The organism is Aeromonas sp. sif0611 (assembly GCF_019218845.1).
GTDB lineage: Bacteria > Pseudomonadota > Gammaproteobacteria > Enterobacterales > Aeromonadaceae > Aeromonas > Aeromonas media.
In genome coordinates this window covers 98,112-116,643 of sequence record NZ_JAHUWU010000006.1, presented here as the reverse complement: position 1 = coordinate 116,643, position 18,532 = coordinate 98,112, and the positions used below count along the sequence as shown (strand labels likewise).

The following is an 18,532-nucleotide window of genomic DNA, read 5'->3' as shown; positions in this document are numbered from 1 at the left end:
CTAGGTCCAACCCCATCACCCACTCGAGGTTGGCATGATTGCACTCTCCCTGGCCGGGATCGCCCTGATCTCGCTGCTGGCACAGTGGCTCGCCTGGTCACTGCGCGTCCCCGCCATCCTGTTCCTGCTGCTGAGCGGCCTCTTGCTCGGCCCGATGACGGGCATGCTAGACCCCGACGCCCTGCTCGGAGAGCTGCTGTTTCCGCTGGTGTCGCTCTCGGTCGCCATCATCTTGTTCGAAGGGGCGCTGACCCTGCACCTGACCGAACTCAAGGGGATAGGCAAGGTGGTGCGCAACCTCTGCTCCACCGGCATGCTGGTCAGCTTCGCCGTCATCGGCGCCGCCAGTTACTGGCTGCTGGGCCTGGACTGGCGGGTCGCCATGGTGCTCGGCGCCGTGCTGGTGGTGACCGGCCCGACCGTGGTCGCCCCCATGCTAAACGTGATCAGGCCGGTGCGGGAGGTGGACAAGATCCTGCGCTGGGAGGGGATCGTTATCGATCCCATCGGTGCCCTGTTTGCGGTATTGGTGTTCGAGGCGGTGCGCCTCGGCAGCCAGGGGGATCTCATCGATCACACCCTGCTGGCCCTGGCCAAGACGGTGGGGGTCGGCTCCCTCATCGGGGTGGCAGCCGGCTGGATCACCACCCTGATCATGCGCAAGGACTGGCTGCCGGTCAGCCTGCACAAGTTCGGGGTGCTGGCGCTGGTGCTGGTCACCTTCACCCTGTCGGACTGGCTCAGCCACGAATCCGGCCTGCTGGCGGTCACCGTGTTTGGCATCTGGCTCGCCAACCAGGAGGGGCTGGATCTGGAGGAGGTGCTGGCCTTCAAGGAGGATCTCGCCGTCATTCTCATCTCTTCCCTGTTCATTCTGCTGGCGGCCCGCCTCGATCTGGCGCAGCTCTGGCAACTCGGCCCCATGGTGCTGGTGCTGCTCTGCGTGGTGCAGTTCGTGGCCCGTCCGCTCTGCATCCTGGTCTCGACCCTGGGATCGGATCTCCCCTGGCGCGCCCGGGCCCTGCTCGGCTGGATAGCCCCCCGGGGCATAGTGGCGGCGGCGGTCAGCGCCTCCTTCGCCATCAGCATGCACGAGGCCGGCATTGAAGATGCCGACAAGCTGGTGCCCCTGGTGTTTGCCGTCATCATCTTCACCGTGGTGTTGCAGAGCCTGACGGCGACCCCATTGGCTAGACTGCTCGGCATGCGCCAGAGCGCTCCCGACACCTGGCTGCTGATCGGCGCCAATTCGGTGGCTCGTGCCATAGGCCGGGCGCTGGCGGATCAGGGCATCCCGGTCCATCTCTCCGATCCGGCCTGGGAACATTGCAAGCTGGCCCGCATGAGCGGCTTGCCCTGCTACTTTGGCAATCCGCAATCGGAACACGCCGAGCTGCACCTGCCCCTCACCAGCATACATACGGTGCTGGCGCTTTCACCCAACCGTCACAACAACGCCCTCGGGGTGCTGCACTTTGCCCACTTGTACGGGGAGGATAAGGTCCACTCCCTGCGCTCCAGCGAGCAGCACGGCAAGGCGAACCGGGAGAGCGCCACCTTCCGCGCACGCCAGGATCTGTTCGGGCCAGAGATGAATTTCGCCCGCCTGAGCGGCCTGCTGAACCGGGGCGGCCAGATCAGGGCGACCCGGCTCAGCGACGCCTTTGACTGGAGCCAGTATCAGGACGCCAATCCCGGCGCCATTCCCCTGTTCATCGTCGATGCCAGGGGGAAACCCCGGGTCGTCACCGGTCCCGTTGTCCCCCTGGCAGGGGAACTGCTGATCGCCCTGCAGCCGCCACGGGAGCCCCAGGCGGCTTGATGCGCCATCCGGCGAGCCGGCTCTCGGCACCTGCAATCACCGCGGGCGACTAGACTTGAGGGTGGCGCCATGAGTCACAGGAGGATGTCATGACAGTCAGCGAATTGCGTGCGTTTCATCAGCAGCACAGGTTCAAGGAGGCGGAGATCATGCATGACATCATCTCCCCCGGCTGGGTAGTGGAGTTTCGGGGTCAGGACGGCCATCTCTACATGATGACGGACACCCTGGGTTGCCCGATGAGTTTCTCCTCAACCGAGGAGGCCCGCGACCATATCCACCTCGTGGCCGATTGCCCCATCCAGGTAGAGCACCTCTATCGCTTCTTCGAGCGTTGAGACAGATGCCAGCAAAAAGGCTCCCGAGGGAGCCTTTTCTCATTCCGGCTGCAGTGGCTCGGCGTCCTTGCTCTCCAGCCGCCTGACCGGCTTTTGCAGGATCAGATTGGCCGGGTAGGTCACCAGATCGCCGTTGTCATCCCGCACCCTCAGGTAGAACAGGCCTATCTCGGTGATGACGCCGGTGACTGAGTCATCCTTGTCGAGGATGCGGATCCGGTCGCCTATCTTGTAGGGGAAGGCGAAGAAGATGGTGATGCTGGCGGTGATGTTGGAGAGGATCGACCACTGGGCCACCATGGCAACACCGAGCACGGCGAAGAAGGAAGACGCGAGCACCACCAGCCGGGAGAAGTCGAGCCCCCACACCCCCGCCAGGATCAGCAGGGTGGCGCAGCCGAGCAGGAAGTGGAACACATGCTCCACGTAGAGCACCCGGTTTTCGCTCACCTGCCGGCTCTGGCCGAGCGCCATCAGGCTCTTGTGAATGAGGCCGCGGATCAGGGTGTGTCCCAGCAACAGCAGCAGGGTCACGCCAAAGGATTCCCATGTCGTCATGTGCGTTCCTTACCACCAGCGTCGATATTTGAGCCAGACCGCCAGCCCAGTCGCCAGCGCCAGCAGGGAGCCGCAGAAGACCCAGAAGGCAGTCGGGCTCTCGGCACCGGGAATGCCACCCAGGTTGATGCCAAACAGGCCGGTCAGGAAGCTGGCCGGCAGGAACATCAGCGCCATCACCGACATCTGGTAGGCACGGCGGTTGGTGGCCTCTGCCGTCAGGTTGTTGATCTCGTCCGCCAGCACGGCGGAGCGAGCCACCCCGGCATCCAGATCGTCCAGCCAGCGACGCAACCGGTCGGCGATGTCGAGCAGACGACGGCGGTCATCCTCATCCAGCCAGCTGAGCTTCTCGTTGGCGAGGCGCGCCACCAGATCCCGCTGAGGAGAGAGGTAACGACGGATCATGATGAGTTGCTTGCGGATCCGTGCCAGCCGGCCGTTGGCGGGCAGTTCACGCATCAGCACTATCTCTTCCAGTTCCAGGATCTGATCGTGCAGCTCCTCGACAAACTCCCCCGCCCTATCGGTCAGGGCATCACAGATCTCCACCAGCCAGTCGGCGCTAGAGATGGCGCCGCCCCCCAGCACCAACTGCTGGAAGACATCTTTTTCCGACAATAGGGAGCGACGGCGACTGCTGAGAATGAAATCCGGGGTGATGTAGATGCGCAGCGCCACCATCTCTTCTGGCCTGTGATCCTTGTTGTGATTGATGCCACGCAGGATCAGCAGCACAGTCTCCCCCATCCGCACCAGCTTGGGTCTGTTGCTCTGGCCGAGCAGGGATTCGCGCGCGGCGTCATTGAGCAAGGGCGTCTGCAACAGCCAGCGCGCCGACTCTGGATTGCCGTAATCCAGATGCACCCAGCTGGGCTGCGCCGCCGGGATCTCGCTGCCTGCGGCCAGCGGGGTCATCCCCCCCTTGCCATCCAGGGTCAGGCCATAAATTACGTCACTGGGCACCCGATCCATCTCGTTTCCTTCTCGTTTCATGCTCAGGCCCCAGCTTACACGAAAGCGGGGGCCGACTCAGCTCCGCACCGGGAAGGGTACGTCTGTGCTACCATGTCCGTTCTCGTGTTATGCCCGTTTCAACTACAGGAAACCATGCCATGCCCATCTGGGTCGATGCCGATGCCTGCCCCATTCCGGTCAAGGAGATCCTCTACCGCGCCGCCCACCGCGCCCAAGTCGTCACCACCCTGGTGGCCAATCAGGGGCTGCGGGTTCCCCCCTCCCCCTTCATCAAGACCCAGCAGGTGGAGAAGGGATTCGATGTGGCGGATCATGTCATTGCCCAGCAGGTGCAGCCCGGCGATCTGGTGATCACCGGCGACATTCCGCTTGCCTCCTGGGTCATCGATGCCGGCGGCGAGGCGCTCAATCCCCGTGGCGAGATCTACACCCGCGAGACCATCCAGGCCCGGCTCGGCATGCGCAACTTCATGGAAGAGCTGCGCTCGGCCGGGGTGCAGACCGGCGGCCCGGCCCCCTTCAACGCCGCTGACAAACAGCGCTTCGCCAATGCCCTCGACAAATGGCTGCTCAAGGGCAAGCTCAGCTGATGCCTCTCCCCGGCTTGCCGCAGGGGAGGCTCATTCATTTCCCTTTTCGCTTAATTTTTTCTTAAGGCTTGTGGACTAACCTTGTGGCTGTTGACCCAACCACCCCAAGGAGTACACATGAAACTGACCCCTCTGTTGTTACTGATCCCCCTGCTGAGCGGCGCCGCTCTGGCCGACCCCCAGTGTACCCAGACCGACAAGAGCAAGTGGCTGAGCGAAGCAGATGCCCAACAGCAGATCAAGGCGATGGGCTACGACATCAAGAAGTTCAAGGTGACCAAGACCAGTTGCTACGAGATCTACGGCTGGGACAAGGACAAACGCAAGGTCGAGATCTACTTCGACCCGACCGATCTGAAGAAAGTGAAAGAAGAGATTGACGAATAACCCTGCCATGGGCTCGTCTGTCTCCGACCCCTTTGATGGAACCTTGCCATGACAACCCCGTCTGAAGTGAAAGTCTGGGATCCCCTTATCCGGGTGTTTCACTGGGCCACCGTCACCCTCTGCCTGCTCAACTTCTTCATCCTGGAAGAGGGCAGCAAGCCCCACAAATATGCCGGCTACGTGGTGGGCATCCTGCTCATCATCCGCCTGTTGTGGGGCATAGTCGGCCCCCATTACGCCCGCTTCGGCCAGTGGTGGCCGACGCCAGCCCGCATTCGTTATTACCTGCGCCAGCTGGCACAAGGTCGCCACCCCTATTACCTGGGCCACAACCCGGTCGGGGCTCTGATGATCTGGCTGCTGCTGCTGTCGCTGGTCGGTACCGTCGTCACAGGCTGGCTCACCACCTGGGATGCCTTCTGGGGTGAGGATTGGCTGGAGGAATTGCACGGGACCATTGCCAACACCCTGATGGCCGCCGTCGGCGTCCATGCGGCTGTGGTGATCCTGACCGATCGTCTCACCCGCAGCGACCTGGTGCGCGCCATGGTACTGGGCAAAAAACGGGTACCCGCCGATGCCAAGGTGGAAGATCCGCGCAGCGAATGACCGGGCCGCCCCCGGCCCCGGTTTTTTGCTGCAATGGCCCGCGACACAGGAAAGATGCGCCGCCATGCCCCCGTGCTGACCATCACGACAGCCCCAAGGTACCTGCTGTTGCCCGTCACCAGCCCCTGATCCCCCACATATTCCTGCTGACGCCGGCCCTGGCCGACGCCAGCCCGTGACAACCCATACCCACAACGCCGCCCCGCGCCCCGCTGCAAACCGGGGGCAAGGATGCACTCATTATTGGCCCCCTCAGCCACCGGTCGGGAGACAGGCCCACTTTCGCCAGCCTAGGGTTGTTCTGGCCCCTCAAGCACCGCGACCGGCGGCCGGGTCGTCCCAAAAAACAAACCCCTGCCGAGGCAGGGGTTTGTCGTGGTGATGGCGAGGCGCGCTCAGATCATCACACCGGCGATCACGGCGGAGAGCAGGCTCACCAGGGTGGAGCCGTACACCAGCTTCAGACCGAAGCGGGAGACCATGTTGCCCTTCTCTTCGTTCAGTGCCTTCACCGCACCGGCGATGATGCCGATGGAGCTGAAGTTGGCGAACGACACCATGAAGATGGAGAGGATGCCGACGGTGCGCGGGGAGAGCTCGGCAGCGATCTTGCCCAGATCCATCATGGCCACGAACTCGTTGGTCACCAGCTTGGTCGCCATGATGGAGCCGGCTTGCAGCGCTTCACCGCTCGGAATACCCAGGATCCAGGCGATCGGATAGAAGAGGTAACCCATGACGTACTGGAAGTTGACGCCAAACGCCAGCTCGAACAGGTAGTTGACCAGGGCGATCAGGGCGATGAACCCCACCAGCATGGCCGCCACTATCACGGCCACGGAGAAACCGGCCATGATGTACTCCCCCAGCATCTCGAAGAAGTTCTCCTTCTTCGGAGTGTGGTGCTCGTCACCCTCGGCCAGCGCCTTGGCGTCGGTCACTGTATTGTCCGGCTCGTACGGGTTGATCAGGGACAGCACGATAAAGGTGCTGAACATGTTGAGCACCAGCGCGGCCACCACGTAACGGGGCTCGATCAGCTGCATGTAGGCACCGACGATGGACATGGAGACGGTGGACATGGCCGTCGCCGCCAGGGTGTACATCTGCTTCTCGTTCAGGTGCGGCAAGGTGTTCTTGAGCGCGATGAAGTTCTCGGACTGGCCGACGATCATCGAACTGATGGCGTTGAAGGACTCCAGCTTGCCCATGCCGTTGATCTTCGCCAGCACGGTACCGATGCCACGAATGACGATGGGCAGCAGGCGGATGTACTGCAGGATGCCGATCAGCACCGAGATGAAGACGATGGGCATCAGCACCATCAGAAAGAAGGAGAAGGCCCCTTCGTTGACCAGGCCACCGAACACGAAGTCGGTACCCTGTTTGGCAAACTCCATCAACTTGGTGAAGCCGGCGGCGAAGCCACCCACCACAGCCAGACCCACTTCGGAGTTCAGCATGAACCAGGCCAACGCCAGTTCGACCACCAGCAGTTGGCCGATATAGCGCAGTTTAATCTGTTTCCAGTTGTGGCGGTTTGCCAGCAACGCCAGCGCGAGGACCATCACGAGTCCAAGCACAAAGTGAACGTATTCCATACCAGTAGCACCCAGTGAATTGTTATTTTTGACCGGCGCCATCATAAAGAATCGTATATTTAAAAATCAGATAGCCATCACAATCCGACTCAATAATATGTATGCGAGATAATACAAACGTTTTTAAATTAATTAAGCGGAAACGGGATATTAATCGCGCAACTAAAAATCAAAATAACCTTAAAAAACATTAATTTATATTTATTCTGATTGCAGCAACAGTGCCGATCAATATTTCATTATCACTCCCGCAACATTCGCATTCAAATATTACTCATGTTTCAGCCATGATATTTAATCAACCAGAACAGAAAACGTTTACCCTTGATAAATAATTACCTGAATACCGTAAACATTCACCTCGAGCCATCCCCGTGGCACCTCTCTGTCGCCATGGCGACGGATGAGCCCACGTTGAGGTTGCGCTGGGTCAACCGTTCAAAAATCCGCCACATCCGGTGTCACATTCTGGTATGATGCGCGGCCTTAGCGTTCGCGCATCCCCGTTTTCTCCGAAATAGAGTCCTTTTGTGAACAACAGCGAATTTAGCAGCCTCAATCTCTCCCCCGCCCTGCAAGAGAACCTCACCAGCCTGGGCTATCTGCAGATGACCCCGATCCAGGCTCAGAGCCTGCCTCTGGTACTCGAAGGCAAAGACCTGATTGCCAAGGCAAAAACCGGCAGCGGCAAGACCGCCGCCTTCGCCCTCGGCCTGCTCTCCCGCCTCAACATCAACCGTGTCGACGTACAGGCCCTGGTGCTCTGTCCGACCCGCGAGCTGGCGGATCAGGTGGCCCAGGAGATCCGTCGTCTGGCCCGCGCCCTGCCGAACGTCAAGCTGGTGACCCTGTGTGGCGGCACCCCGACCGCACCGCAATCTGCCACCCTGAGCTTCGGTGCCCACATCGCCGTCGGCACTCCGGGCCGCATTCTCAAGCACCTGGAGCAGGGCACCCTGGAACTCTCCAGCCTGGAGACCCTGGTGCTGGACGAAGCGGATCGCATGCTGGACATGGGCTTTGGCGAAGACATCAACAGGGTCATCAGCTATGCGCCCGAGCGCCGTCAGACCCTGCTGTTCTCCGCCACCTATCCGGAGGGGATCGCCCAGATGAGCCGCGGCGTGCAGCGCAACCCGGTCGAGGTGAGCGTGGAGTCCCTGCACGAGGGCAGTGCCATCGAACAGAAGCTGTATGAAGTGCCGGCCGGTCAGCGCCTCGACGCCCTCACCTGGCTGCTGAGCCACTATCAGCCAGGCTCCTGCGTGGTGTTCTGCAACACCAAGCGCGCCTGCAACGACGTGGCCGATCACCTGGCCGCCAAGGGCTTCTCGGCGCTGGCGCTGAACGGCGATCTGGAACAACGGGAACGGGATCAGGTGCTGGTACGCTTCGCCAACGGCAGCGCCACCATCCTGGTCGCGACCGACGTGGCAGCCCGTGGCCTGGACATCAAGGAGCTGGGCGCCGTCATCAACTACGAGCTGACCTATGACCCCGAGGTGCACGTGCACCGCATCGGCCGTACCGGTCGTGCCGGCCAGCAGGGCCTGGCCCTGAGCCTGTATCAGCCCAGCGAAGCGCAACGCGTCAACCTGATCGAGGAGTACCAGCAGGCACCCATGCCGCTGGGTGATCTCGACAGCATAGGTCGCGAGATCAAGCCGATTGCACCACAGATGGTGACTCTCTCCATCGATGCTGGCCGCAAGACCAAGGTGCGGGCCGGTGATATCCTGGGTGCGCTGACCGGCGAAGGCGGCATTGCCGGTGCCGACGTGGGCAAGATCCAGATCTCCGAGCAGTACTCCTACGTGGCAGTCAAGCGTCAGGTAGCGAGCGCCGCCCTCAAGCGACTGCAGGAAGGCAAGATCAAGGGGCGCAGCTACCGTGCCCGCAAACTGGGCTAAGGTTCTTTACAAGCCATTGGCCAGACCACAGGCGCCTGACAGGCGCCTGTTTCATATATTTGGATGCCGCCATGCGGCAAGACAGGCACCATGACCCAAGCAATCCAAACCGATGTGAGCTGCCAGAACTGCGAAGCCTGCTGCTGCCGTCTCGAAGTGATGCTCTTTACCGACACCGGCGTGCCGGATCGCTATGTGCTCGATCGGGAAGGGGAGATCCCCGTGATGCGCCGGCTGGAAGATGGCTGGTGTGCGGCGCTCGACCGCAACACCATGATGTGCCGCATCTATGAGGTACGACCGCTGATCTGCCGTGAATTCGAGATGGGCGAGCCCGACTGTGTCGACGAACGGGACAAGTGGTTTATCAAGCTGGAATGAGACTGGCAGACAGAACAGCCCCGGGCTGTCGGGTCAGCTCACCGGTGTGACGTCGCCGCCGAGCTGCTTCCCCAACCAGTGGATGGCCGCAGCCTCCTGCTCGAAGTAACGCACCGCCCTGAACGGCAGATCGCTGAAGACCTGATCCGCCAGATAGCGTTTGAACCCACCCACCGCCACCACCGCCAGAAAGGCGCAGCCATTGGCGGTACACCAGCCAAACTGACGACGAAACCGCGCCAGCACCTCGGGACCGGCGGCTTCGAACTCGGTCGCCACCTCGACAATACCCCAGGGCGCATCGCGCAATCCTGCGATCTGCTGGCTGAACGCCGCCTCATAGGCCATGGCGCCCGCCAGATTGAAAGGGCCGCTCGGGCGGCAAATCAGCACCTGCCCCTGTCGCTGCATCTCGAAATGACCGTGTGGTTGCAAGTGCACGCCCCCTCCTCCCATGCGTTTTTCGCCGCGCCGGCGCCGCCTGATGTTGCAACAAGGTAAGGATTTATCTACAGAAAGTCCATGCCACCCCGCATGGCCAAGCCCTTGCTCCACCACCGGATCGCCCATGACTGGCATGGCGACCACGCCAGTATGGATTGGTCTCCCCTCCCGCCATGTTCTGTTGCAGTTAATAAAACGTTGCTGCTATCATCCGCGCCGCCACCAACATTCCACCAACTGAAACGTTGGTCATTGACACAAGGATCAGAGATGAAAAACCGGGACTCGAGTCACTACCAGCGGATCTGGCGCTGGCATTTCTATGCCGGTCTCTTCGTCGCTCCCTTTCTGATCCTGCTCTCTCTCACCGGCATCCTGTATCTGTACAAACCCCAGCTCGACAACCTGCTGTACCCCGAGCTGATGAAGGTAACCCCCGCCACCCAGACCCTGAGCGCCGATCAACTGCTGGCCAAGGCGACGATCGCCATGCCCGATGCCAGCCTGCGCAAATACCTGCCCCCCGCGGCCACTGACGCGAGCGCCCAGCTCGTCGTCAACCAGGGGGATCGCGAGCTGACCCTGTTCATGGATCCCGCCAGCGGCGCCCTGCTAGGCACCATGGATAACAAGTGGAACCTGCAGGCGGTGGCCCGCGCCCTGCATGCGGAACTGCTGCTCGGCACCACGGGGGATCGCCTGATCGAGCTGGCCGCTGGTTGGGGAATCGTGCTGCTCGTCAGCGGCCTTTATCTCTGGTGGCCCCGCAGGGGGCCCGGTGTGGGTGGCATCCTCTGGCCCAGAATGCACCAGCGCGGCCGCCTCTGGTGGCGGGATCTGCACGCCGTGGTCGGCTTCTGGGGCGCGGGTTTCCTGCTGTTGCTGCTGCTGAGCGGCATGACCTGGACCGGTTTCTGGGGCGATCAGTTTGCCGCCGTCTGGAACCGCTTCCCGGCCGCCATGTGGAACGAGGTACCGAAATCCGCTCCTCTCGCCCGCACCCTCAACCATGCCCATGAACAGACGGTGCCCTGGGCCGTCGAGAGCACTCCCATGCCGAGCTCGCAGCCGGTTCCGGAAAATCATGATCACAGCGCCATGAACCATGGCGGAGAGCACGACGGCATGGTCATGGCCAGCCACCGCATCCCCTTGCAACGGGTGGTGGAGATCGCCACCGAACGTCGGGTTCATCCGGGTTACAGCATCACGCCGCCGGCCGGTGACACCGGCGTCTATACCATAGCCCTGTTCGCCGACGATCCGCGCAACGACGCCACCCTGCACATAGATCAGTACAGCGGTAAGGTGCTGGCCGACGTGCGCTGGCAGGATTATGGCGCGGTCGCCAAGACGGTGGAAACCGGCGTCATGCTGCACACCGGCAAGCTCTACGGCTGGCCCCACCAGCTCGTCATGCTGCTCATCTGCCTGATGGTGCTGGCCAGCTCGGTGAGCGGGCTCTGGATCTGGTGGAGCCGCCGTCCCCGGGGCAGGCTCGCCGCCCCGCCGCTGCCTGCCAAGCTGCCTCCCATGCGCGGTGCCATCGCCGTGCTGGTGCTGCTCGGGATCTGCTTCCCGCTGGTGGGCGCCTCCATGCTGGTCATCTGGTTGCTGGACTGCCTCTTCTTCGCTCGCCGCACGGCCGTGGCACCCGCCAACTGAGATCACTCCCCTGCGATGGCGACAAACAACCAGAAGGGCCCCTCATCCGGAGCCCTTCTGGTCTCTTCCCCGCCCTATCTCATCGCCTCGACCAGTGCGATGATCTTCCGTGCCTTCTCGAAGTGGTCGAGTCTGTGGGTCTGGATCCACCAGGTCGCCGCCTCCATCAACAGCTCGGGGTCGTCGTTCCTGTTGGCGAAAAAGGCATAGAAGGAGACACCCACCCCCTCCCCCTTCCGGGCAATTTTCTGGTGGCAGACCTGGATGATTTTCTGCTTGAGCGAGTCGCGCATGGTGACGTTCCTGCCTGATGAGTGAAATGGCGGACAGCATACCTCAGCCTGCAAAAAGGGCTCCCATTCGGGAGCCCTTTGCATGACCGATAGCATGCCACTGGGTCAGGAGAGGGCCAGCCCCGCTGAGAGCAGCAGGCTGAACAGGAAGGCGCTGATGGCGGTCTTCTTGAGGGCGCCGGTCAACACCTCGCCATCGAGGCTCTCCCGCAGGGTACGGGCGGCATCGGTGAGCGGCTTCATGGCGGGCAGGAAGATCCAGGGCCAGACGCTCGCGGGCTGAGTCAGCAGGAAGGCGATGGTGGCCAGCAGCGCTGCCCCCAGCAGCCCCCAGTGATAGGCGATGGCGCGGTGGCGGCCAAGCCGCACCGCCAGGGTGATCTTGCCGCTGGCGGCGTCCGTCTCGATGTCCCGCACGTTGTTGATGTTGAGCACGGCGGTCGCCAGCAGGCCGCAGGCGGTGGCAGGCAGCAACAGGTCCCATTCCAGGCTATGGGTGAACAGGTAGTAGGAGCCGAGCACCCCCAGCAGGCCAAAGAACAGGAATACCGAGATGTCCCCGAACCCCCGATAGCCATAAGGAGTCTTGCCCACCGTGTAGGTGATGGCCGCGACGATGGCCGCCCCCCCCAGCAGGATGAACGTCAGGATCTGCTGCCAGGCCTCCCCGAAGGCGCAGACCAGCAGGGAGAGCCCGCTCACCACGGCCGCCAGCGCGGTCAATCCCATGGCCACGCACATCTGGTGCCTGGTAATGAGGCCGGAGACCACGGCGCGCTGGGGCCCAATCCGCTCCCCGTTGTCGGCACCGGAGACCGCATCACCATAGTCATTGGCCAGGTTGGAGAGGATCTGCAGCAGGATGGCGGTCAAAAGAGAGAGACCCATGATGGCGCCGTCGAAGGCTCCCCGGCTGGCTGCGAGCCCCGAGCCCAGCAAAATGGAGGAGCACGCCAGAGGCAGTGTTCGCAAACGCGCCGCCAGCAACCAAACAGAGAAGGTATTTGTCATATTGTGATGGCCAAACAATCAGATATTGATCGTGTTAAGGGTTATCGAACCGGATTTCGGTATACTTGGCCCCTAGGGAGGTAGCTCCCCGGGCGATTTACATGGAAGAATGGGCAGATAATATATAGGAAATCATCGCCCTTTGGCATCAACCTGCGCCATCCTCCCCCGGAGCGATTGCGACTATCCGGCTCAGACAAGACATCCATGTTGGCTCAGACCCATCTCAAGCAACAACTGGACGCCCTGCGTCACAGCACTGTCAGCGGTTTCGTGCGGCTGCGCGTGGCGGCCAACGTCGACCTCTTCCCGGGCTGGCTGGCGGCGCAGACCCTCTACCCCCGCATCTATTGGCAGGCCCGTGGCCCCAAGAGCCCGGAGTATGTGGCGCTCGGCGCCATCCACGAGCTGACCCGGCCAGAGGATATCCAGCGAGTCTGCGATCTCGCGAATACGAGCAGTGAAGACAGCCCCCGCTACTACGGCGGCCTGGCGTTCGATCCGGCACAGCCCGGCTGGCAGGGGTTCGGTCCCTGCCGCTTCGTGCTGCCCCGTATCGAGCTGGTACGCCGTGGAGAGTGCATCAGTCTCTGCCTCAATCTCTGGTTGCCCGCCCAGGATAAGGTGCACGAATTCGATGCCGAGCTGCAGGCGGCCGAGGCTGCCCTCGACGCCCTGCAACCGGAAGCGCCCCTGCCCTCACTGCAAAAACGGTCGTGGCAGCGCCGGGATGTCCCGGGCCCGGCCCAGTGGCAACGCCTGGTAGAGCGGGTGACGGACCCCGCCTTTCAGGCCCACACCCCCAAGGTGGTGCTGTCGCGGGAGAGCCTGCTCGAAAGCGAGGAGAGCATTCCCCCCCTCTGCCCCTGGTCCCTGCTGACCCAGTGGGCCCGTCACGCCCAGGAGTGCTTCCACTTCGGCTTCCAGTTCTCCCCCGAGCAGAGCTTCATCGCCTGCTCCCCCGAGCGCCTCTATCGCCGGGAGCAGTGCCACCTCTTCACCGAGGCACTGGCGGGCACCATTCGCCGTTCCGGGGACGAGGCGACCGACGCAGCCCTGGCCGCCGAGCTGCTGGCAGACAGCAAGAACCGGCTGGAAAACCGGCTGGTACACGCCGACATCCTCAGCCGACTGGCGCCGCTCACCACGGACGCCACCCTGACCGAGCCGCGCATCCTGAAACTGCGGCTGCTGCAGCACCTCAAGTGCGACATCGAGGCCGAGCTCAAACCCGGCGTGTGCGACTGGCAACTGCTGGCCGCCCTGCACCCGACCCCGGCGGTGGGCGGTGCCCCCCGCGAGGCGGCGCTCGCCTTTATCCGCGAGAGCGAACCCTATGATCGCGGCTGGTACGCTGGCGCCTGCGGCATGCTGAGCCGGGAGACCTCGGAGTTCTCGGTTGCCATCCGCAGCGCCCGCATCACGGCGCAGGGCATCAGCCTGTTTGCCGGCGCCGGCATAGTGGCAGGCTCGGAGCCCGCCGCCGAATGGGCCGAACTCGACAACAAGATCGCCAACGTGCTCTCCCTGCTGGGATAGCGTTTTTCATTGACCCCTCACCGCGAGAGCCTTATGCCCGCCAGCCAATTGCCTGAGCACCGAGCGTTTGCCAGCCAGCATGCCACCTTCAATCACGTCTGGTCTTCCCTCCTGCTGGAAGAGCTCCATCGCCTCGGCGTGCGCGACATAGCGCTGGCCTCCGGCTCCCGCTCGGCCCCGCTCACCATGGCTGCCGCCGCCCACCCCGGCTTTCGCCGTCATCTCCACTTCGACGAGCGCGGCCTCGGGTTCATGGCGCTGGGGCTGGCCAAGGGAAGCGGTCGACCGGTGGCGGTGATCATGACCTCGGGCACCGCGGTGGCGAACCTCTGGCCCGCAGTGGCCGAGGCACAGCTGACCGGTGTGCCGCTCATCATCCTCTCCGCCGACAGGCCCCCCGAACTCATCGACAACGGCGCCAACCAGGCCATCGATCAGCAGGGGATCTTCGGGCGCTACCCCGTCCATCAGCAGAATCTGCCGAGCCCCACCCCCAGTATTCCGGCCGCCTTCGTGCTGAGCTCGGTGGATCAGGCGCTGGCCAAGCAGGCACTGACCCCCGGGCCGGTGCACTTCAACTGCATGTATCCCGAGCCCCTCTATCCCGGCGAGGCGTACCTGGACTTTTCCGACTACCTGGCACCGCTCGGTGACTGGCTGTATTCAAGCGAGCCCTGGAGCCCCTGGCTGCAGGGCGAGCAGCACTGCCCACACCAGCCCGACTGGGACGAGCTGCAGGGCAAACGCGGCATCATCATCGCCGGCCGCATTCAGGATCCGGTCGAGGCACAGAGGGTGATCCAGCTGGCGGAGCACCTCGGCTGGCCGTTGCTGGCGGACTTGCAGAGCCAGATCCGCTTCGACAGCCGCAATCTCATCCACATGGATCTCGCCCTGCAAAACAGCGGCTTCGTGACCGAGCTGGCCCGGGCCGAGGTGCTGTTGCAGTTCGGTGCCCGCCTCATCTCCAAGCGGCTCGGGCAGTTCATCAAGCAGCACCCCTGGCAGGATTACTGGCTGGTAGACCCGCAACCGGCCAGGCTGGATCCGGACTACCGGCTGCGTCGCCGGCTGGTGTGTACACCCAGAGCCTTTGCCACGGCTCACCAGGTGAACCATCGCCATCTGCCCTGGCACCGACTGGCGGAACGCCAGCAGGGCATCAGCCAGCAGGTGCGCAGCGCCTGCGATCGCTTCTCCGAACTCGGTGTCTGCCATCGGCTGAACCGGCTCATCCAGGGCCAGCTGTTTGTCGGCAACAGCATGCCGGCCCGGCTGATGGACATGCTTGGCGAAACCGGTACGGGCCCCAGCAGGGTGATGACCAACCGCGGCGCCTCCGGCATCGATGGCCTGATCGCCACAGCCTTCGGTTTCTCCCTGTCGAGGGATGAGCCGACCACCCTGCTGCTCGGCGATCTCAGCGCTCTGCACGATCTCAACAGCCTGGCCCTGCTTGGCAAGGGGAGCCGGCCCCTGGTGGTGATCCTGCTCAACAACGACGGCGGCAGCATCTTCCGCATGCTGCCGGTACCGACCAGGGACTCGCTGCTGGAGACCTACTACTGCCTGCCCCACGGCCTGCATTTCGAGCACGCCGCCGCCATGTTCGGCCTGAACTATCGGGCACCGACCACCCTCGACGAATTTGAACGGGACTACGCCACCGCGCTGAAAACCGGGGCAACCCTGATTGAAATCAAGGTGCCGAGCAACGAGGTAGCCGAGGATCTCAAGGCACTGGGAAGCGTAATCCGTGGCAGCTAGTGCCGACCAGCCGACGCTGGTGCTGCTGCACGGCCTGCTCGGCGATGCCGACGACTGGCGGCCGGTGATCGCAGCCCTGCCGGAGATCGAATGCCACGCGCTGGATCTGCCTGGCCACGGCCGCAGCAAGGCGCGGCGGGTGACCGGCTTCGAGCAGGCCCATGAGTGGCTCTGTGAGGAGCTAGCCGCACGGGATATCGAGCACTACCGGCTGGCAGGCTATTCCCTGGGGGGGCGGCTCGCCCTCTATCATGCCAGCCAGTCCCCCGCCGGGTTGCAGGCGATCTTGCTGGAGAACTGCCATCCGGGCCTGCCGGTGGCCGAGCGCGCCGCCCGGCTCGCCCACGATGAGGGCTGGGCCCGGCGCTTCGAGCAGGAACCCCTGCCCCTGGTACTGGCGGACTGGTACCGGCAGGGGGTGTTCGCCGATCTCGACGAGACCGCCCGTGCCCGCCAGGCAGCCCGCCGTCTGGGCAACGAGGGCCCTGCCATCGCGACCATGCTGCGCGCCACATCGCTGGCCAAACAGCCGGATCTCGTCCCCTGGCTGAGCCATACCCGATTGCCGGTGCGCTGGATCTCCGGCAGCAGGGATCACAAATTCCATCGCCTGGCTTGCCAGCTGGTCAAGCAAGGCTGCAATATCAATCACTTGGCTTTGGATGGCGGGCACAACCTGCACGCCAGCCAGCCCGACACCTTTGCCCGGCTCCTGCGGGAGTGGGTCAACCAACCAGAAGAGAAGAGTCATGACTGACGCAATGACGGAAGCGCAACCCCATGCAACCGTCGCCCCTGACAGGATTGCCCGGCTGACTGCTACCACACCAGAAGGAAAACACCATGATTGAGGCAATGACGGAAGCGGAACTGTACGCTCCCATTGAGTGGCAGGATTGCTCCGCCGGTTACGAGGACATCCTCTATCACAAGTCCCTGGATGGCATTGCCAAGATCACCATCAACCGTCCCCAGGTGCGCAACGCCTTCCGCCCCCGCACCGTGAAAGAGATGCTGCAGGCCCTGGCCGATGCCCGTTATGACGATCATATCGGTACCATCATCCTCACCGGTTTTGGCGAGAAGGCCTTCTGCGCCGGTGGCGACCAGAAGATCCGCGGCGACTACGGTGGATACCGTGACGACGAGGGCACTCACCACCTCAACGTGCTCGACTTCCAGCGCGACATCCGCACCTGCCCGAAACCCGTGGTCGCCATGGTGGCCGGGTATGCAGTCGGGGGCGGCCACGTGCTGCACATGATGTGCGACCTGACCATCGCCGCCGACAACGCCCAGTTCGGCCAGACCGGTCCGAAAGTCGGCTCCTTCGACGGCGGCTGGGGCGCCTCCTACATGGCCCGCATCGTCGGTCAGAAGAAGGCACGCGAGATCTGGTTCCTGTGCCGCATGTACGATGCCCAACAAGCGCTCGATATGGGGCTGGTCAACACCGTCGTCCCCCTGGCCGAGCTTGAGCGGGAAACCGTGCGCTGGTGCCGTGAGATGCTGCAAAACAGCCCCATGGCGCTGCGTTGTCTGAAGGCTGCCCTCAACGCCGACTGCGACGGCCAGGCCGGCTTGCAGGAGCTGGCGGGCAATGCCACCATGCTGTTCTACATGACCGAAGAGGGTCAGGAAGGGCGTAACGCGTTCAACGAGAAGCGCCGTCCCGACTTCTCCAAATACAAACGGAATCCCTGATGACACTCGCCCTCTATCGCTACCAACTGCCCTTTACCCAGCCCCTGACCTTTCACGGCAAGGTGGAGGTGGCGCGAGAGGGCCTGTTGGTGCGCATTGGCGACGGCTGGGGGGAGATAGCCCCCCTGCCCGGCTTCTCCAGAGAGAGCCTGGCCGAGGCGCAAACCGAGAGCCTCGCCTGCCTGGCGCAACTGGCCCGGGGGCAGACCATGGCCCCCCGGCTGCCCTCGGTGCAATTTGGTCTGGACTGTGCGCGGCGGGTCTGGCCGGAACAAACGGCGGCACTGCCCGACCCCTATCCCCTCATTCAGGGCTCCCCCCAGGAGCTGCTCAAGAACTGGAAGCAGTGGCTGCACGAGACACCCCTCAAGGCCAAGCTGAAGGTGGCTCGCTACCCCATGCGGGACGAGCTGGCGCTGATCCGCCTGCTGCTCGACAGGCGCCCCAATCTCAAGCTGGTGCTGGATGCGAACCAGGGCTGGACCCGCGAGGAGGCCTGGGCCTTCTGCGGTCACCTGGATCCGAACCGGATCGAATACCTGGAAGATCTGTGCGCCGACTTCGCCGACATCGCCTTCGTCGCCAGTCGTACCGGTATGCCGGTGGCCCTCGACGAATTGCTGGCCCAGGGCAAGTCCTGGGAACCCATACCCCAGCTGAAAGCCCTGGTGCTCAAGCCGACCCTGCTCGGTTCCCTGGCCAACAGCGAGGCCCTGGTGGCCCGTGCCCGCGAGCTTAAGCTGAAGGTGATCGTCTCCTCCTGTTTCGAGTCCGGTATCGGCCTCGGTCAGCTCGCCCGCCTCGCGGGGGAGTGGGCGCCGGATCAGGCCCCCGGGCTGGACACCCGACGCTGGCTGGCAAGGGATCTGCTGGACAAACAGGGTCAACCCGACCCAAGTCTGATGGAACCTCTGTTTCACCGTGACTGAAGGAGC

At 63.2% G+C, this 18,532-nt stretch carries 19 protein-coding genes; 13 read left to right on the top strand and 6 right to left on the bottom strand.

The features are described from left to right. Nucleotides 1–34: 34 nt before the first annotated feature. Both KW824_RS15270 and KW824_RS15265 read left to right on the top strand, forming a co-directional pair. The gene (locus tag KW824_RS15270; protein WP_218410240.1) at nt 35–1,822 is read left to right on the top strand and encodes a sodium:proton antiporter; all 1,788 of its coding nucleotides are present in this window, start codon (nt 35–37) and stop codon (nt 1,820–1,822) included. Between the two features lie 89 nt (nt 1,823–1,911). Then, the gene (locus KW824_RS15265) at nt 1,912–2,160 is read left to right on the top strand and encodes a hypothetical protein (RefSeq protein WP_005332929.1); all 249 of its coding nucleotides are present in this window, start codon (nt 1,912–1,914) and stop codon (nt 2,158–2,160) included. Nucleotides 2,161–2,199: 39 nt separating this feature from the next. On the opposite strand, the gene KW824_RS15260 is transcribed toward KW824_RS15265, so the two are convergent. Together KW824_RS15260 and zntB are read right to left on the bottom strand one after the other, a co-directional pair. Beyond that, a complete protein-coding gene (locus KW824_RS15260) occupies nt 2,200–2,718 on the bottom strand; it encodes a mechanosensitive ion channel domain-containing protein (protein WP_043132579.1) in 519 nt (172 codons plus the stop codon). Between the two features lie 9 nt (nt 2,719–2,727). Further along, entirely contained in the window at nt 2,728–3,693 is a 966-nt protein-coding gene (gene zntB / locus KW824_RS15255; RefSeq protein WP_042649396.1) for a zinc transporter ZntB, read from the bottom strand. 140 nt (nt 3,694–3,833) lie between these two features. Here zntB and KW824_RS15250 point away from each other — a divergent pair, with 140 nt between their 5' ends. From KW824_RS15250 to KW824_RS15240, 3 genes are all read left to right on the top strand, one after another. After that, nucleotides 3,834–4,286: a YaiI/YqxD family protein gene (locus KW824_RS15250; protein ID WP_005332933.1), complete on the top strand. Its 453-nt coding sequence runs from the start codon at nt 3,834–3,836 to the stop codon at nt 4,284–4,286. A gap of 117 nt (nt 4,287–4,403) precedes the next feature. Then, on the top strand, nt 4,404–4,673 hold the full coding sequence (locus tag KW824_RS15245) for a PepSY domain-containing protein (RefSeq protein WP_005332935.1): 270 nt from the start codon (nt 4,404–4,406) through the stop codon (nt 4,671–4,673). 48 nt (nt 4,674–4,721) lie between these two features. Then, nucleotides 4,722–5,282, top strand: a complete 561-nt coding sequence (locus KW824_RS15240) for a cytochrome b/b6 domain-containing protein (RefSeq protein ID WP_218410239.1) — start codon at nt 4,722–4,724, stop codon at nt 5,280–5,282. 395 nt (nt 5,283–5,677) lie between these two features. Here KW824_RS15240 and KW824_RS15235 read toward each other — a convergent pair whose 3' ends face one another. Then, on the bottom strand, nt 5,678–6,883 hold the full coding sequence (locus KW824_RS15235) for a NupC/NupG family nucleoside CNT transporter (protein ID WP_041206499.1): 1,206 nt from the start codon (nt 6,881–6,883) through the stop codon (nt 5,678–5,680). 530 nt (nt 6,884–7,413) lie between these two features. Here KW824_RS15235 and dbpA point away from each other — a divergent pair. Continuing rightward, complete coding sequence (dbpA, locus tag KW824_RS15230; RefSeq protein ID WP_218410238.1) at nt 7,414–8,793, top strand: ATP-dependent RNA helicase DbpA; 1,380 nt, start codon at nt 7,414–7,416, stop codon at nt 8,791–8,793. Nucleotides 8,794–8,883: 90 nt separating this feature from the next. Further along, nucleotides 8,884–9,174, top strand: a complete 291-nt coding sequence (locus KW824_RS15225; protein ID WP_041206500.1) for a YkgJ family cysteine cluster protein — start codon at nt 8,884–8,886, stop codon at nt 9,172–9,174. A 33-nt stretch (nt 9,175–9,207) separates the two neighbouring features. On the opposite strand, the gene KW824_RS15220 is transcribed toward KW824_RS15225, so the two are convergent. After that, complete coding sequence (locus KW824_RS15220; protein WP_218410237.1) at nt 9,208–9,615, bottom strand: hypothetical protein; 408 nt, start codon at nt 9,613–9,615, stop codon at nt 9,208–9,210. Between the two features lie 273 nt (nt 9,616–9,888). Between KW824_RS15220 and KW824_RS15215 the strand changes: the two genes are divergently transcribed. After that, on the top strand, nt 9,889–11,283 hold the full coding sequence (locus tag KW824_RS15215; RefSeq protein WP_218410236.1) for a PepSY domain-containing protein: 1,395 nt from the start codon (nt 9,889–9,891) through the stop codon (nt 11,281–11,283). A gap of 74 nt (nt 11,284–11,357) precedes the next feature. Here KW824_RS15215 and KW824_RS15210 read toward each other — a convergent pair whose 3' ends face one another. Both KW824_RS15210 and KW824_RS15205 read right to left on the bottom strand, forming a co-directional pair. After that, a complete protein-coding gene (locus KW824_RS15210; RefSeq protein ID WP_005327038.1) occupies nt 11,358–11,576 on the bottom strand; it encodes a DUF6500 family protein in 219 nt (72 codons plus the stop codon). A gap of 105 nt (nt 11,577–11,681) precedes the next feature. Beyond that, on the bottom strand, nt 11,682–12,587 hold the full coding sequence (locus KW824_RS15205) for a 1,4-dihydroxy-2-naphthoate polyprenyltransferase (protein WP_041207095.1): 906 nt from the start codon (nt 12,585–12,587) through the stop codon (nt 11,682–11,684). Between the two features lie 207 nt (nt 12,588–12,794). Between KW824_RS15205 and KW824_RS15200 the strand changes: the two genes are divergently transcribed. From KW824_RS15200 to menC, 5 genes are all read left to right on the top strand, one after another. Continuing rightward, a complete protein-coding gene (locus tag KW824_RS15200) occupies nt 12,795–14,126 on the top strand; it encodes an isochorismate synthase MenF (protein ID WP_182786743.1) in 1,332 nt (443 codons plus the stop codon). 33 nt (nt 14,127–14,159) lie between these two features. Continuing rightward, nucleotides 14,160–15,893, top strand: coding sequence for a 2-succinyl-5-enolpyruvyl-6-hydroxy-3-cyclohexene-1-carboxylic-acid synthase (menD, locus tag KW824_RS15195; protein ID WP_218410235.1), 1,734 nt, complete (start codon nt 14,160–14,162; stop codon nt 15,891–15,893). Beyond that, a complete protein-coding gene (gene menH / locus KW824_RS15190; protein WP_182786747.1) occupies nt 15,883–16,650 on the top strand; it encodes a 2-succinyl-6-hydroxy-2,4-cyclohexadiene-1-carboxylate synthase in 768 nt (255 codons plus the stop codon). The genes menD and menH overlap by 11 nt, the downstream gene beginning before the upstream one ends. Nucleotides 16,651–16,736: 86 nt before the next feature. Next, nucleotides 16,737–17,597 carry a 1,4-dihydroxy-2-naphthoyl-CoA synthase gene (gene menB, locus KW824_RS15185; RefSeq protein WP_005329409.1) on the top strand — a complete coding sequence of 287 codons (861 nt, stop codon included), beginning with the start codon at nt 16,737–16,739 and terminating at the stop codon, nt 17,595–17,597. Then, nucleotides 17,597–18,526 carry an o-succinylbenzoate synthase gene (menC, locus tag KW824_RS15180; protein ID WP_005329406.1) on the top strand — a complete coding sequence of 310 codons (930 nt, stop codon included), beginning with the start codon at nt 17,597–17,599 and terminating at the stop codon, nt 18,524–18,526. Before menB ends, menC begins: the two co-directional genes overlap by 1 nt. Nucleotides 18,527–18,532: the final 6 nt, after the last annotated feature.